This window comes from Pseudomonas sp. RIT-PI-q (genome assembly GCF_001297125.1).
Taxonomy (GTDB): Bacteria; Pseudomonadota; Gammaproteobacteria; order Pseudomonadales; family Pseudomonadaceae; genus Aquipseudomonas.
Genome location: NZ_LHPC01000077.1, coordinates 34,930 through 49,471 on the forward strand (window position 1 = coordinate 34,930; position 14,542 = coordinate 49,471).

13 protein-coding genes are annotated in these 14,542 nt (G+C 59.7%); 10 read left to right on the forward strand and 3 right to left on the reverse strand.

Features of this window, described 5'->3' with window-relative positions:
• Window positions 1-217: 217 nt before the first annotated feature.
• From prfB to AEQ67_RS31980, 7 genes are all read left to right on the forward strand, one after another.
• Window positions 218-1,313 (forward strand): peptide chain release factor 2 gene (gene prfB / locus AEQ67_RS31950; RefSeq protein WP_152974944.1). Its coding sequence is split into 2 segments (ribosomal slippage): window positions 218-289 and window positions 291-1,313, totalling 1,095 coding nucleotides; the frame shifts between segments, so codons are not numbered across the junction.
• Window positions 1,314-1,425: 112 nt separating this feature from the next.
• Window positions 1,426-2,928 carry a lysine--tRNA ligase gene (lysS, locus tag AEQ67_RS31955; protein ID WP_059407729.1) on the forward strand — a complete coding sequence of 501 codons (1,503 nt, stop codon included), beginning with the start codon at window positions 1,426-1,428 and terminating at the stop codon, window positions 2,926-2,928.
• Window positions 2,929-3,027: 99 nt separating this feature from the next.
• Window positions 3,028-3,744, forward strand: a complete 717-nt coding sequence (locus AEQ67_RS31960) for a TetR/AcrR family transcriptional regulator (RefSeq protein WP_059407731.1) — start codon at window positions 3,028-3,030, stop codon at window positions 3,742-3,744.
• Window positions 3,745-3,902: 158 nt separating this feature from the next.
• On the forward strand, window positions 3,903-4,457 hold the full coding sequence (locus AEQ67_RS31965; protein WP_059407732.1) for a hypothetical protein: 555 nt from the start codon (window positions 3,903-3,905) through the stop codon (window positions 4,455-4,457).
• Window positions 4,458-4,493: 36 nt separating this feature from the next.
• A complete protein-coding gene (locus AEQ67_RS31970; protein ID WP_059407736.1) occupies window positions 4,494-5,771 on the forward strand; it encodes a flavohemoglobin expression-modulating QEGLA motif protein in 1,278 nt (425 codons plus the stop codon).
• A 162-nt stretch (window positions 5,772-5,933) separates the two neighbouring features.
• Window positions 5,934-6,848: an alpha/beta hydrolase gene (locus tag AEQ67_RS31975; RefSeq protein WP_059407738.1), complete on the forward strand. Its 915-nt coding sequence runs from the start codon at window positions 5,934-5,936 to the stop codon at window positions 6,846-6,848.
• A complete protein-coding gene (locus tag AEQ67_RS31980) occupies window positions 6,845-7,174 on the forward strand; it encodes a hypothetical protein (RefSeq protein ID WP_059407739.1) in 330 nt (109 codons plus the stop codon). Before AEQ67_RS31975 ends, AEQ67_RS31980 begins: the two co-directional genes overlap by 4 nt.
• Window positions 7,175-7,340: 166 nt before the next feature.
• Here the strand turns inward: AEQ67_RS31980 and AEQ67_RS31985 are convergent, their stop codons facing one another.
• The 3 genes from AEQ67_RS31985 to AEQ67_RS31995 all read right to left on the reverse strand — a co-directional run bounded on the left by AEQ67_RS31985 (window position 7,341) and on the right by AEQ67_RS31995 (window position 9,254).
• Complete coding sequence (locus AEQ67_RS31985; RefSeq protein ID WP_059408037.1) at window positions 7,341-8,129, reverse strand: OmpA family protein; 789 nt, start codon at window positions 8,127-8,129, stop codon at window positions 7,341-7,343.
• Window positions 8,130-8,177: 48 nt separating this feature from the next.
• A complete protein-coding gene (locus AEQ67_RS31990; RefSeq protein WP_059407740.1) occupies window positions 8,178-8,591 on the reverse strand; it encodes a DUF4398 domain-containing protein in 414 nt (137 codons plus the stop codon).
• Window positions 8,592-8,909: 318 nt separating this feature from the next.
• The gene (locus AEQ67_RS31995) at window positions 8,910-9,254 is read right to left on the reverse strand and encodes a hypothetical protein (RefSeq protein WP_034150733.1); all 345 of its coding nucleotides are present in this window, start codon (window positions 9,252-9,254) and stop codon (window positions 8,910-8,912) included.
• An 842-nt stretch (window positions 9,255-10,096) separates the two neighbouring features.
• On the opposite strand from AEQ67_RS31995, the gene ppc reads away from it, so the two are divergent.
• The 3 genes from ppc (at window position 10,097) to tsaB (ending at window position 14,432) form a co-directional block, all read left to right on the forward strand.
• The gene (gene ppc / locus AEQ67_RS32000; RefSeq protein ID WP_059407741.1) at window positions 10,097-12,727 is read left to right on the forward strand and encodes a phosphoenolpyruvate carboxylase; all 2,631 of its coding nucleotides are present in this window, start codon (window positions 10,097-10,099) and stop codon (window positions 12,725-12,727) included.
• A gap of 288 nt (window positions 12,728-13,015) precedes the next feature.
• Entirely contained in the window at window positions 13,016-13,663 is a 648-nt protein-coding gene (gene adk, locus AEQ67_RS32005) for an adenylate kinase (RefSeq protein WP_059407743.1), read from the forward strand.
• A 94-nt stretch (window positions 13,664-13,757) separates the two neighbouring features.
• Window positions 13,758-14,432: a tRNA (adenosine(37)-N6)-threonylcarbamoyltransferase complex dimerization subunit type 1 TsaB gene (gene tsaB, locus AEQ67_RS32010; protein WP_059407744.1), complete on the forward strand. Its 675-nt coding sequence runs from the start codon at window positions 13,758-13,760 to the stop codon at window positions 14,430-14,432.
• Window positions 14,433-14,542: the final 110 nt, after the last annotated feature.

Consider the following 14,542-nt stretch of genomic DNA (forward strand, 5'->3'; position numbering starts at 1 on the left):
CCCCTGCGCACGCGGTTCTCCTGAACGACCGCGTTGTCCGGTTTTACGACGGCTGCGCCGCCGAACGCAGCCTCGCAGGCTCGACAGCTGCTACAAGGGTTTCGCGGTGTTCCGGCAAAAACCATTCGCCCTTAAAGCCGCCAAGCGGGCTGCCGTGACAGCCTGATTACGGTATACTCGCCGGCTTTCAAAAGTTCGCCAACGAGTGCTGCCCGCCATGGAAATCAACCCGATCCTTAACAGTATCAAGGACCTGTCCGAGCGCTCCGAAACTATTCGGGGGTATCTTTGACTACGATCAAAAGCATGAGCGTCTGACTGAAGTCAATCGCGAGCTTGAAGATCCGGCTGTCTGGAACAACCCGTCGTACGCTCAGGAACTGGGCCGCGAGCGGTCCCTGCTGGCGCAGATCGTCGAAACCCTCGACGAAATGCACACTGGCCTGGCCGACGCCAAAGACCTGCTGCTGATGTCCGCAGAGGAAGAAGACCAGGCTGCCGTCGATGACGTCGCCGCCGAAGTCGAGCGTCTGCGCGAATCCCTGGAAAAACTCGAATTCCGTCGCATGTTCAGCGGTGAAATGGACGCCAACAACGCCTACCTGGACATCCAGGCCGGCTCCGGCGGTACCGAGGCCCAGGACTGGGCCAACATCCTGCTGCGCATGTACCTGCGTTGGGCTGACAAACGCGGTTTCGACGCGACCATCATGGAACTGTCGGCCGGTGAAGTCGCCGGGATCAAGGGCGCCACGGTCCACATCAAGGGCGAATACGCCTTTGGCTGGTTGCGTACCGAAATCGGCGTGCACCGTCTGGTGCGTAAAAGCCCGTACGACTCCGGCAACCGCCGCCACACCTCGTTCTCGGCCGTGTTCGTGTCGCCGGAAATCGATGACAACATCGAAATCGACATCAACCCGTCGGACCTGCGCATCGATACCTACCGCTCCTCCGGTGCCGGTGGTCAGCACGTAAACACCACCGACTCGGCCGTACGGATTACTCACGTACCGACCAACACCGTGGTCAGCTGCCAGAACGAACGCTCCCAGCACGCCAACAAAGACACCGCGATGAAAATGTTGCGGGCGCGCTTGTACGAGCAGGAAGTGCAGAAACGCAACGCCGCCTCCCAGGCCCTGGAAGACACCAAGTCGGACATCGGCTGGGGTCACCAGATCCGCTCGTATGTACTCGATGCGTCGCGAATCAAGGATTTGCGCACTAACATCGAACGCAGCGACTGCGACAAGGTGCTCGACGGCGACATCGACGAATACCTGGTAGCGAGCCTGAAACAAGGCCTGTAAGACATGCAATACCGGATCGGCTGACACACTGCGATCCCTGTGGGAGCGGGCTTGCCCGCGATCCCCGGCCGCAGGCCGGGGGCAACGAACCTGTGATGGAATATTTAAAGACATGAGCGACCTAGAACTCGACCCGCAAGCCCTGCAACAGGAAGAAAACTCCCTGATCGCCCTGCGCAAGGAAAAGCTGGCTGCCGAGCGCGCCAAGGGCAATGCCTTCCCGAACGACTTCCGCCGCGAAAACTACTGCGAAGACTTGCAGAAACAGTACGCGGACAAGACCAAGGAAGAGCTGGCAGAGGCTGCAATCCCGGTCAAGGTTGCCGGTCGCATCATGCTCAACCGTGGCTCGTTCATGGTGATCCAGGACATGACCGGTCGCATTCAGGTCTACGTCAACCGTAAGACTCTGTCCGAAGAAACCCTGGCCGCGGTGAAAACCTGGGACATGGGCGACATCATTGCAGCCGTTGGCACCCTGGCGCGCTCCGGCAAGGGCGACCTGTACGTCGAAATGACTGAAGTGCGCCTGCTGACCAAGTCGCTGCGCCCACTGCCGGACAAACACCACGGCCTGACCGACACCGAACAGCGCTACCGTCAGCGCTACGTTGACCTGATCGTCAACGAAGACGTGCGCCAGACCTTCCGTGTGCGTTCGCAAGTGATTGCGCACATCCGCAGCTTCCTGATGCAGCGTGACTTCCTGGAAGTGGAAACGCCGATGCTGCAAACCATTCCGGGTGGCGCGGCGGCCAAGCCGTTCGAGACTCACCACAACGCGCTGGACATGGGCATGTTCTTGCGCATTGCGCCTGAGCTGTACCTCAAACGCCTTGTGGTTGGCGGGTTTGAGAAAGTGTTCGAGATCAACCGCAACTTCCGTAACGAAGGCGTTTCGACTCGTCACAACCCTGAATTCACCATGTTGGAGTTCTACCAGGCTTACGCCGACTACGAAGACAACATGGACCTGACCGAAGAACTGTTCCGCGAACTGGCGCAGCTGGTCCTGGGCAGCACCGACGTCCCTTATGGCGACAAAGTGTTCCACTTCGGCGAGCCGTTCGTGCGTCTGTCGGTGTTCGACTCGATCCTCAAGTACAACCCTGAGCTGACCGCCGACGACCTGAACGACATCGACAAGGCGCGTGCCATCGCCAAGAAGGCCGGCGCCAAGGTGCTGGGCTTCGAAGGTCTGGGCAAACTGCAGGTGATGATTTTCGAAGAGCTGGTCGAGCACAAGCTGGAACAGCCGCACTTCATTACCCAGTACCCGTTCGAAGTGTCGCCGCTGGCCCGTCGCAACGATGACAACCCGAACGTCACCGACCGTTTCGAGCTGTTCATCGGTGGCCGTGAAATCGCCAACGCCTACTCCGAGTTGAACGACGCGGAAGACCAGGCAGAGCGCTTCATGGCGCAGGTGGCCGACAAGGACGCCGGCGACGACGAAGCCATGCACTACGACGCCGACTTCGTTCGCGCGCTGGAGTACGGCATGCCGCCAACGGCCGGTGAAGGCATCGGCATCGACCGTCTGGTGATGCTGCTGACCAACTCCCCGTCGATCCGCGACGTGATCCTGTTCCCGCACATGCGGCCGCAAGCGTAAGTGTTTCAATTAAAAAGCCGCCTATTCAGGCGGCTTTTTATTGCCTGTCTGGTACAAACGTATCAACTTGTTGCTTTCATCTGAGAGGAAAGACCTGTCGTGAATCATGCAATTGCTCAAGAAGGTGCAGCGGGTGTCGCCACTGCGGTCGCTGAAAGTGTTCAGTACCAGGGCCGCAAGGCCAGCCGACAGGGCAGTGAGCAGCGTCGCCAGGACATTCTCGATGCAGCCATGCGCATTGTCGTGCGCGATGGCGTGCGGGCCGTGCGTCACCGTGCGGTGGCGGCGGAGGCCGGTGTGCCGCTGTCGGCCACCACTTACTATTTCAAGGATATCGATGACCTGCTCACCGATACCTTCGCCCAATACGTGGAACGCAGCGCGGCCTTCATGGCCAAGCTGTGGGCCAACAACGAGGGATTGCTCCGGGAAATGGTCGCCTATGGCGATGGCAGCCCGGAGTCCCGTTCGCAGTTGGCGGACGACATTGCGCGGCTGACGTCCGACTATGTGCACCGCCAATTGCAGAACCGTCGCGAGCATTTGATGGCCGAGCAGGCATTCCGTCAGGAAGCGCTGTTGAACCCGCGCCTGGCGGAGTTGGTGCGCTCGCATCAGCAAATTCTCCTGCAGGGCACCTGCCATTTTTTCGAGGTGCTGGGTTCCCGCGAGCCACAACAGGATGCCAAAGTGTTGACGGCCATTATCGGACGGATGGAATATCAGGGCCTGCTCAACGACGCCGAGCCTGTTGCCGAAGAGGAAATGCTCGGCATCCTCACGCGCTACATGCACTTGGTACTGGCGTCGGTGTAATCCCGGGGGGGCACCGCACCCCTGTAGGAGCGAGGCTTGCCCGCGAAGGCGGCTTAACATTCAACATCGATGTTGACTGACATATCGCCTTCGCGGGCAAGCCTCGCTCCTACAGGGGCGGTGACCATTTGGGGCGTTGTGTTCATAGGGAGTGTTGAATGAAAGCCTGGCGTGTCGTTGTGATCGCCTTGTCGTTCCTGCTGCTCAGTGGCTGTCTGGTGACCTTCAAGGAGCCACTGCCCGACAGCGACCCCGCGCCCAAAGGGTTACTCGGCAAATGGACCAGCACCAATGCCTGGGGTGAACCGCTGAACCTGGAACTGACGCGCATCGGCGACCATCACTACCAGGCGGTCAGTTATTTCAAAGCCAGACCCAAGGAACGCGAAGCCTATCCGTTCACGGTGACGCGCCATGGCAGCCGCTGGTATCTGTCGGCGAAAGTGCCGGCGCAATTCGGCGGGCATTTCACCCTTTTCGGTTTTGAACTCACTGACAAACATGAGTTGGTTGTCTACAACCTCGACCTCGAGCAGATCAACCAGGCGTTGAAACAAAAGGTCCTGAGCGGCGAAGGCTACCAGACCGACGACGGCGACGGCGTGCTGATCAATACCAGCATGGATCAGGTGTTCGCCTACCTCGACGACCCGGCCAACTCTGATGTGTTCGTCGAGGCGGTGCGCTACCAGCGCCTGGCCAAAGCCAAATAATCCCAGTACGCAACGGTTTTTCTACAGGAGTTTCGGGTGGACGATTACCAGCAGTCGATACGCATTTTGTCCGATCGCATTGTGCTGGCGCAGACGCCGATCCGCGTCCTCGATGCGGTCAAATGGGACGACAGCATCCGCAAGGGTTTTCTCAAGGCCAAGGGCAAGGAAATGCCGGCGGTGGACCGCGATTACTACTTGAACCGGCCGCTGTCCTTCGACTCCAGCAAAGTGAAACTGGAATTCCAGAACATCGAGCGCGACATCACCCGCCAGCTCGGCCAGTTCAACCCGGTCGGCCAGATCATGCGTCGCATGTGCAAGGAATACCGGATGGTGGTGCGCATGCTCGAAGCGCGCGGCACCGAGGATTTCGGGCTGATTTCCCAGGAGCTGTACGGCGCCGCGTCCGACGCGTTCCACGCCGGTGACCCGACCCTGGCCGACCTCGGCCTGATGATGTCCGACTACCTGAATAACATCGATGGCCGTGGCGACCTGAAGGATGAGCCGAAAATCCTCACCGCCAAGGACGCGGTCAGCCTGCTGCAACATCGGTTGAACAAGGTGTTTGGCGAGGCTGAAGAAACCATTCGGGTGTTCGAGTCTGACGGGATCGTCGCCGATGCGGCCGCCGGTGCCGACTACATCAAGATCCGCGCCGATGCGATGTTCAACGACCGCGACGTACGTGCCCTGGAAGTCCATGAAGGCCTGGTGCATGTCGGCACCACGCTCAACGGCCTGAACCAGCCGATCTGCACCTTCCTCTCCAAAGGCCCGCCGTCGTCGACGGTGACCCAGGAAGGCCTGGCGATCCTGATGGAAATCATCACCTTCGCCTCGTACCCGAGCCGCCTGCGCAAACTGACCAACCGTACCCGTGCCATTCACATGGTGGAGGAGGGCGCGGACTTTTTGCAGATCTTCGAATTCTTCCGCGAGCAAGGTTTCGAAATGGCCGAAAGCTATGGCAACGCCAGTCGGGTTTTCCGTGGCTCGGTGCCGACAGGTCTGCCATTTACCAAAGACTTGTCCTACCTCAAGGGCTTTATCATGGTTTACAACTACATTCAGTTGGCCGTGCGTAAAGGCAAGCTTGAGCAGATACCACTGCTGTTTTGCGGCAAGACCACGCTGGAAGACATGCGCACCTTGCGCCAGTTGGTGGATGAAGGCCTGGTGGTGGCACCGAAGTATTTGCCGGATCAGTTCCGCGACCTGAACGCACTGTCGGCGTGGATGTGCTTCTCCAACTTCCTCAATCACCTGAGTCTGGACCGGATCGAAGCGGATTACTCGAACATCCTTTAAGGCTGGCGGGGACCATTGTGGGAGCGGGCTTGCCCGCGATGGCGGCTTAACATTCAGCATTCATGTTGGCAGTGACACCGCTATCGCGGGCAAGCCCGCTCCCACTGGTTCATTTTTTGCCACAAGATCCTGTGCCAACCCATTTTCGCGAGGTTTCAACGGATGAGAATCCTCGGTATTTTTTTCCTGCTCCTGACCCTCGGCGGTTGCAGCTCGCTGCTGTTCTACCCCGAGCCCGGCCAGTTGTTCACCCCGGAAAAAGCCAAGCTCGGATACCGCGACGTCACCCTGGTCACCGCCGACGGCCTCAAGCTGCACGGTTGGTGGTTGCCAGCGAAAAAAGGGGTCGAGGTCAAAGGCACGGTGCTGCACCTGCACGGCAACGGCGGCAACCTGCCGATGCACCTGGGCGGCAGTTGGTGGTTGCCCGAGGAAGGTTATCAAGTGCTGCTGGTGGACTATCGCGGATACGGTTTGTCCGAGGGAGAACCGTCGCTGCCGGCGATTTATCAGGACATCGATGCGGCGTTCAAATGGCTCGACGAGGCGCCGGAGGTCAAGGGCAAGCCGCTGATCCTCCTTGGCCAGAGCCTCGGCGGGTCGATGGCCGTGCATTACCTCGTGCAGCATCCCGAGCGGCAGAAACAACTCAAGGCCTTTGTCATGGACGGCGTGCCCGCCAGCTACCGCAGTGTCGGTCGCTATGCGTTGAGCAACTCATGGGTGTTCTGGACGTTCCAGGTCCCGCTGTCGTGGCTGGTGCCGGACGGTGATAGCGCGATCAACTCGATGGCGCAGCTCAATGGCGTACCGAAACTGATCTACCACAGCATCGATGATCCGATCGTGCCTCTTTCCAACGGCATCCGTCTGTATCAAGCTGCGCCGCCGCCGCGCGTGCTGCAACTGACCCGTGGCGGCCATGTGCAGACGTTCGCCGACCCGGTCTGGCGCAAAGTCATGCTGCGCTATCTCGACGATCCGCAGCATTTCAACGGCCTGCGCCGCCTGGCTGAAGTCCCCAACTACCCGGCACCCCCGAATTCAGAAGCTGAACCACCAGAGAGCCCGCAATGAGTGAAGAACGTAACGCCATCCCGCTGATCATCACCGGTATCTGCAGCATCATCGGCACCGTCGGAGCCCTGTGGTTCTACGGTTACCTGCACTTCGCCAAGCCTGAGGATGCGTTGCTGCTCAGCGACTTCACCATGCTCAAGACCGTGCCGGGCGAAGACTACAAAATCTCCCTGGAACCGGCGGCCCAAGTGGCCCAGTGCATCGACGGCGTGCTGGTGATGTTCGACACCGAACAAAAAGGCCTGAGCGGCGTATTGGTCAACAACAAGAAAAAAGCTGTGCGGTGCATGGGGCAGGACACCCCGCAGAAACTGCAACCGTAGCGCGTCTTGAAAGATCGCAGCCTCGTTTCTCTCGACAGCTCCTACAGGGACAGTGTGTTTCTGTAGGAGCTGTCGAGAGAAACGAGGCTGCGATCTTTTGATCTTAAAAAACGAAAGCCCCGCCTGATCAAATCAGGCGGGGCTTTTATGCATCAGCGATTCGAGCTTAGTTCGAGCTTACCGCCGAACGCGGAATCACCGGTTGGTTGTCATTGGAAATGGTCACTTCCACCCGACGGTTCATCGCCCGACCCGAGACACTGGCGTTCTCCGCTACCGGGTATTCCTTGCCATAACCCTGGGCCACAATGCGCGCCGGATCAACGCCCATTTTCACCAGGGCCGTGCGCACGGAACCGGCGCGACGTTCGGACAGCGACTGGTTATGGCTCGCTGTACCGGTGCTGTCGGTGTAACCCTCGACAATCACTTTGCGATCCGGATTTTCCGAGAGGAACTGCGCCAGTTTGTTGATATTCACCAGACCGCTGGATTTCAGATCAGCCCGGTCGGTGGCGAACAGCACGTCACCGAAAGTCACCAGCGTGCCGCGATCGGTCTGCTTGGCGTTCAGGCTATCCTGCAGCTGCTTGATCTGCTGGTCGCGGGCATCCAGACGCGCCTGGGCACGTTGTGCGGAGGCGTTTTTCAGATTGGCTTCAGCGGTGCGCAGGGCGATGGTCTGCTTCGCCACTTCAACACGCTGATTGGTCAGGTAAGCCAGTTGGTCGACCTTGGCCTGGTCTTCCTTATCCATGTAGGCCTTGTCAGCCTTGTCCAGGTAGTCGCTGGCGTCTTTGGTTTCCAGCGCCGCGACTTTGCTGGCTTGCGGGTTGGCTTGCAGGCCGGTGTAGTTGGTGCGGGCCTGTTCCAGGTTCGCGTTGGGCGGGGTGGAGCAGGCCGCCAGTGCAACGCTTGCCGCCAGAAGAGCCGGGATCATCAATTGTTTACGCATCATGGTTTCGTCCTTTTAGTCGAGTAAGAAATACGTCGTGCCGCGTCGTTACTGAACGGTGCGCTGGCTTTCCTGACGCAGTTCCTGAACCCCTTTCTGAGAGTCCTTCACCGCTTGTTCGGCTTTCATCGCCTGGGCTTTGCGTTCCGCCACGCGAGCGTCCCACTCGGCCTGTTCGGCCAGGGTTTTAGCCTGGTCGAACTTTTTGTCGTGCATGGCGAGTTCGGCTTGTTTGAGCTTGTCCTGGGCGGACTTCATTTCAACGGCGGCGAATTCGGTGCCGCCGGCGCTGACTGCACTGTTGACCGCCGATTCAGTCACGGCAAATTGCTCGGTCGGCGGGTTACCGGCGCAACCGGCCAGAACCAGGCTGCTGCCGAGTGCCAGTGCGGCCAGTTTCAAGCCGCGCAGGTGGGTGAACGAGGATTTGGCAGTACGGGTCTTCATGGTCTTCAACTCCATTGGGCTAACTCCTGAAAAACTTGAAATTCCATCCTGGGTATGGAGCCGCAACCTTCAGTTTCCGGGGTGTTTTGAAACGGCCGTCCCAGGCGTGGTTACTGGTTGTGACCCGAGGCGTTTTTCAAAAGTTCAGAGAAGATGGCCTGATGCCCGAAAAAACTTTGACCGAACAGACAAGGCTCTAAACCGGGTTTTTTCACGACTGTAGGAGCGAGCTTGCTCGCGATGGTCGTTAACGAAAACGCGTGATTACTGGGTAAACGCGTTGTTGTTAAGTCCATCGCGAGCAAGCTCGCTCCTACAGGTTTGGTGGTGGGATCAGTGTTTTTGCTTGTCGTTACCGGCCGACAAATCGTGCAAATGCCGGCGGGACAAGGCGAGAAAACGCGGCGTCGGTCCGACGTCTTCGTACAGTGGATCGCCTTCTTCGTCGGTGGCCACGACGGTCGATCCCTTCACGTACGGGAAGCTCTTCTCAAGCTCTTCCAGCGCGGCGCCAATCAGTTCGCCGAGCAGTTCTTCGGGCTGGCGCTTGGGGTACATTTCGGTAATCGCCGCCAGCCGTGCGGCGGCTTCCACGTCCAGATGAATTGTGTAGCCCGTTTCGGTCAGGCGACCCTTGGCGTTTTCTTCCCAATGCTGGGCAAGCTCGCGGATTTTCATAATGACCTCAATGCGCTCCTGCTCGTGGCAGGCAGTGTGGTGTCCGGCGGTGGCCGGCTGAGCCGTTGTACGGCTTACTCTTCAGACTAGCTTTAACCCACAAGGTTTAAAGTCCCTTCGTCGTCTGATGCTGTTCACTTTGGCTTGGTGCTTCTTGGTGCTTCTTGGGAATTGGGTGAATATCCGTTTCTGCGGTAACGGCTGCTATGGGTTTCGCCCTTACGGCGAGTCACTTGGAAAAGCCCCAAGTAACCAAGGGTTCTTGCTCCTTTCGTTCGGTGCCTCACGAGGGGCGGTGCATCCCCTGTAGGAGCTGGCTTGCCAGCGAAGGACGTTAACGATGACGCGTTTCAACAGGATAAACGCGGCGCTTTTGAGTGCTTCGCTGGCAAGCCAGCTCCTACAGGGGATTGGTGGTTTTCAGATTTCGCGTGTCAGTCGACATCAATGGCGGATGCCAGTCCGCTTTCGCGAGCAAGCCCGCTCCCACAGTTTGGATTTTTGTCAGCCATGGAATTGGGGCGCATAACTGATGCCAGCGTGACCAATAGGCCGGCCCGCAGGCCGCCGTGCTTTTGATTTTGCTTTTGATCTGCTTGCCCCATCGGAAGGCCGTACGCCAGGGGCAAGAGCCCTTGGTTACTTGGGGCTTTTCCAAGTGACTCGCTGTAAGAGCGAAACCATAAGCCGCCGTTACCGCAGAAACGGATATGTACCCAATCCCAATCCCAATCCCAAAACTCAGGCAAACACCATTCCCATCGTCGCCCGCTTGTAAGAACCGCCTTACGACGGCACTCTCTAACGACAAAGCACCCGGACTTTTTGCTGGAGAACTGCTGATGACCGATATTGATGCACGCTTGCGCGAGGACGTTCACCTGTTGGGTGAACTGTTGGGCAATACCATTCGTGAACAGTACGGGGACGGCTTTCTCGACAAGATCGAGCAGATCCGCAAGGGCGCCAAGGCCGACCGTCGCGGTTCGATGGACGCCGAACTGAGCGCCAGCCTCAACCAATTGAGTGAGGACGAGTTGCTGCCGGTCGCGCGGGCCTTCAACCAGTTTCTCAACCTGGCCAACATCGCCGAGCAGTATCAACTGATTCATCGTCGTGAAGAGTCGCAGCCAGCGCCGTTCGAAGCGCGGGTGCTGCCGGAACTGCTCGCCCGACTGCGCGCCGAAGGGCATGGCGCCGAATCCCTGGCTCGGCAACTGGGGCGGCTGGAGATCGAGCTTGTTCTCACTGCGCACCCGACCGAAGTGGCACGCCGCACACTGATCCAGAAATACGATGCCATCGCAGCGCAATTGGCCGCCCAGGACCATCGCGACCTGACCACTGCCGAGCGCGAGCAGATCCACGCGAAATTGCAGCGCCTGATCGCCGAAGCCTGGCACACCGAAGAAATCCGCCGCACCCGCCCGACGCCTGTGGATGAGGCCAAGTGGGGTTTTGCGGTGATCGAGCATTCACTGTGGCAGGCGATCCCGAATTATCTGCGCAAGGCGGATAAAGCCCTGCATGACGCCACCGGCCTGCATTTGCCGCTAGAGGCCGCGCCGATTCGCTTTGCCTCGTGGATGGGCGGCGATCGCGACGGCAACCCTAACGTCACCGCTGCCGTGACCCGCGAAGTCTTGTTGCTGGCGCGCTGGATGGCGGCGGACTTGTACGTGCGCGATGTCGATCACCTCGCTGCCGAATTGTCGATGCAGCAGGCCAGCGATGCCCTGAAAGCCAAGTCCGGGGACAGCGCTGAACCTTATCGCGCCGTGCTTAAACAGTTACGCGAACGCCTGCGTGCGACCCGCAACTGGGCTCACGCTTCCTTGACGAGCACCACACCGGCACCGGCCGACGTCCTGCAAAACAACCGCGACCTGCTCGATCCGCTGGAGCTGTGCTACCAGTCGTTGCATGAGTGCGGCATGGGCGTGATCGCTGACGGGCCGCTGCTCGATTGTCTGCGTCGCGCGGTCACGTTCGGTTTGTTCCTGGTGCGACTCGACGTGCGTCAGGACTCGTCCCGGCACTCGGCGGCGATGACCGAAATCACCGATTACCTGGGGCTCGGTCGCTACGAAGACTGGAGCGAAGAAGAACGCATCGCCTTCCTGATGCGCGAATTGAACAACCGTCGGCCGTTGCTGCCGGCGTACTTCAAGCCGTCCGCCGACACCGCCGAAGTGCCGGCGACCTGCCGGGAAATCGCTGCGGCACCGAGCGCATCCCTCGGCTCCTATGTAATCTCCATGGCGGGCGCCGCCTCCGCCGTGCTGGCGGGGCAAATGCTGCTGAAAGAATCCCGCGGATTGCGCCCGATGCGCGTGGTGCCGCTGTTCGAAACCCTCGCCGACCTCGACAACGCCGGGCCGGTGATCGAAAAGCTGTTGCTGCTGCCGGGTTATCGCGCGCGTCTGCAAGGGCCGCAGGAAGTGATGATCGGCTACTCCGACTCGGCCAAGGACGCTGGCACCACGGCGGCGGCCTGGGCGCAGTACCGGGCGCAGGAGCGTCTGGTCGACATCTGCCGCGAGCAACAAGTGGAACTGCTGTTGTTCCACGGTCGCGGCGGCACCGTGGGCCGTGGCGGCGGCCCGGCGCATGCGGCGATTCTGTCGCAGCCACCGGGTTCGGTCGCGGGACGGTTCCGCACCACCGAGCAGGGGGAAATGATTCGTTTCAAATTCGGCCTACCGGACATCGCCGAACAAAACCTCAATCTGTACCTCGCGGCGGTGCTGGAGGCGACTTTATTGCCACCGCCGCCACCAACGCCTGAATGGCGGCACTTGATGGACGAATTGGCCGCTGACGGTGTCAGTGCTTACCGCGCCGTGGTGCGGGAAAATCCGCAGTTCGTCGAGTATTTCCGCCAGTCGACCCCGGAACAGGAACTCGGGCGTTTGCCACTGGGCAGCCGTCCGGCCAAGCGCCGCGCTGGCGGCATCGAAAGCCTGCGGGCTATTCCGTGGATTTTCGGCTGGACCCAGACACGTCTGATGCTGCCGGCCTGGCTCGGCTGGGAAGCGGCCCTGAGCAAGGCACTGGAACGCGGTGAAGGCGAACTGCTGGGGCAGATGCGCGAGCAGTGGCCGTTCTTCCGCACGCGCATCGATATGCTGGAAATGGTCCTGGCCAAAGCTGACGCCGATATCGCCCGGTCCTACGATGAACGTCTGGTTGAGTCGGATTTGTTACCTTTGGGCGCGCATTTACGCGACCTATTGTCGCAGGCCTGCTCCGTGGTCCTGGGGCTGACTGGTCAGTCGCAGCTACTGGCACATAGCCCAGCCACCCTTGAATTCATCCGCTTGCGCAACACTTACCTCGACCCTCTTCATCTATTGCAGGCTGAGTTGTTGGCGCGTTCGCGGCAACAGGAAGTGGAGCAGGGCAGCCCGGTAGAACAGGCATTGCTGGTGTCTGTGGCGGGGATTGCCGCCGGTTTGCGTAATACCGGCTAAGGTTTTTGTCGTGGGGGCAGGCACTCGATGCGAGCGTCGAATGCCTGCGTGGGACGGGGCTTAAATGTGCTGCCAGGCGACAGTTAATGATGGGGTTGCGACTTGGGGTACTCCATCCCAAGGTCACTTAAGGTGCGGGTTTCTCCGACTTTCGGCGGCTTGTGTGGTCCGGGCCTGCTGTGTATCTTGAGCAGCCTTTGGCCGTTTGGGCGGTCACGACCCTGTTTTTGAGATTGGCCCCACGAGGCGAATCCGTTGTTATTAAATAAAAAATTGAGGAGCACATCGATGCGCGTCATTCTGCTGGGAGCTCCCGGGGCCGGTAAAGGTACTCAGGCAAAGTTCATCACCGAAAAATTCGGCATCCCGCAAATCTCCACCGGCGACATGCTGCGTGCTGCGGTCAAGGCCGGCACCGAGCTGGGCCTGATCGCCAAGAGCGTCATGGACAGCGGTGGTCTGGTTTCCGATGACCTGATCATCAATCTGGTCAAGGAACGTATCAGCGAGGCAGATTGTGCCAACGGTTTCCTGTTCGACGGTTTCCCGCGCACCATTCCCCAGGCTGAAGCCCTGGTGAAGGCGGGCGTTGAGCTGGATCACGTGGTGGAAATCGACGTTAAAGACGAAGACATCGTCCAGCGTATCGCCGGTCGTCGTGTTCACGAGGCTTCCGGCCGCGTGTACCACATCGTCTACAACCCGCCGAAAATTGCCGGTAAAGACGACATCACCGGTGAAGAGCTGGTGCAGCGCAAAGACGATACCGAAGAAACCGTGCGTCATCGTCTGTCGGTCTACCGCGCCCAGACCGAGCCACTGGTGAAGTTTTACCAGGAGCTGTCGACCGCTCAAGGCAAACCGAAGTACAGCCACATCGAAGGTGTTGGCTCGGTTGAAGCGATCACCGGCAAGGTGCTTGAAGCGCTGAACTGAAAAGTCTGAAACGCTTCATCTTCTACGGCCCGCTTGCGGGCCGTAGTTGTTTATACTGGCGCACTTTTTCTGAACCTCTCTTACGGAAACATCGATGAGCACCTTGTTGGCCCTGGACACCGCGACTGAAGCTTGCTCCGTTGCCTTGCTGCATGACGGCAAGGTTACGAGCCATTACGAGGTGATCCCGCGCCTGCATGCGCAGAAACTGTTGCCGATGATCCAGCAGTTGCTCGCCGATGCGGGCACCACGTTGCAAGCGGTCGATGCCATCGCATTTGGCCGTGGGCCGGGCGCGTTCACCGGTGTGCGAATCGCCATCGGCGTGGTGCAGGGCCTGGCGTTTGCGCTGGATCGCCCGGTGCTGCCGGTGTCGAACCTGGCCGTGCTGGCGCAGCGCGCGTATCGCGAACACGGCGTCAGCCAGGGCGCGGCCGCCATCGATGCGCGCATGGATGAGGTGTATTGGGGTTGCTACCGCGAAACGGCGGGGGAGATGCGCCTGGTCGGCAAAGAGGCGGTGTTGCCACCGGAAGTGGCGGCATTGCCGGCCGATGCCAGCGGCGAGTGGTTTGGCGCGGGCACCGGTTGGGGCTATGCCGAGCGCATTGCCGTTAGCCTGACCGGGCAGGATGCAGGCATGTTGCCGCATGCCGAAGACCTGCTGACCCTGGCGCGTTTTGCCTGGGCGCGCGGTGAAGCGATCGTGGCGGATGAGGCGCAGCCGGTTTATCTGCGCGATAAAGTCGCGACGCCAAAAGCGCGTTAATCCTGAGTACCGAGTTGTTCCAATCGCGGGCAAGCCACGCTCCCACAGGTTTTGCGCAAATCCTGTGGGAGCGGGCTTGCCCGCGATGGCGATTTGGCGGTTACCGCCAA

Coding starts and splice junctions, on each gene's coding strand:
- lysS (WP_059407729.1), top strand. CDS start 1,426: ATGAGCGACCTAGAACTCGACCCGCAAGCCCTGCAACAGGAAGAAAAC.
- AEQ67_RS31965 (WP_059407732.1), top strand. CDS start 3,903: ATGAAAGCCTGGCGTGTCGTTGTGATCGCCTTGTCGTTCCTGCTGCTC.
- AEQ67_RS31975 (WP_059407738.1), top strand. CDS start 5,934: ATGAGAATCCTCGGTATTTTTTTCCTGCTCCTGACCCTCGGCGGTTGC.
- AEQ67_RS31980 (WP_059407739.1), top strand. CDS start 6,845: ATGAGTGAAGAACGTAACGCCATCCCGCTGATCATCACCGGTATCTGC.
- AEQ67_RS31985 (WP_059408037.1), bottom strand. CDS start 8,129: ATGCGTAAACAATTGATGATCCCGGCTCTTCTGGCGGCAAGCGTTGCA.
- AEQ67_RS31990 (WP_059407740.1), bottom strand. CDS start 8,591: ATGGAGTTGAAGACCATGAAGACCCGTACTGCCAAATCCTCGTTCACC.
- AEQ67_RS31995 (WP_034150733.1), bottom strand. CDS start 9,254: ATGAAAATCCGCGAGCTTGCCCAGCATTGGGAAGAAAACGCCAAGGGT.
- ppc (WP_059407741.1), top strand. CDS start 10,097: ATGACCGATATTGATGCACGCTTGCGCGAGGACGTTCACCTGTTGGGT.
- adk (WP_059407743.1), top strand. CDS start 13,016: ATGCGCGTCATTCTGCTGGGAGCTCCCGGGGCCGGTAAAGGTACTCAG.
- tsaB (WP_059407744.1), top strand. CDS start 13,758: ATGAGCACCTTGTTGGCCCTGGACACCGCGACTGAAGCTTGCTCCGTT.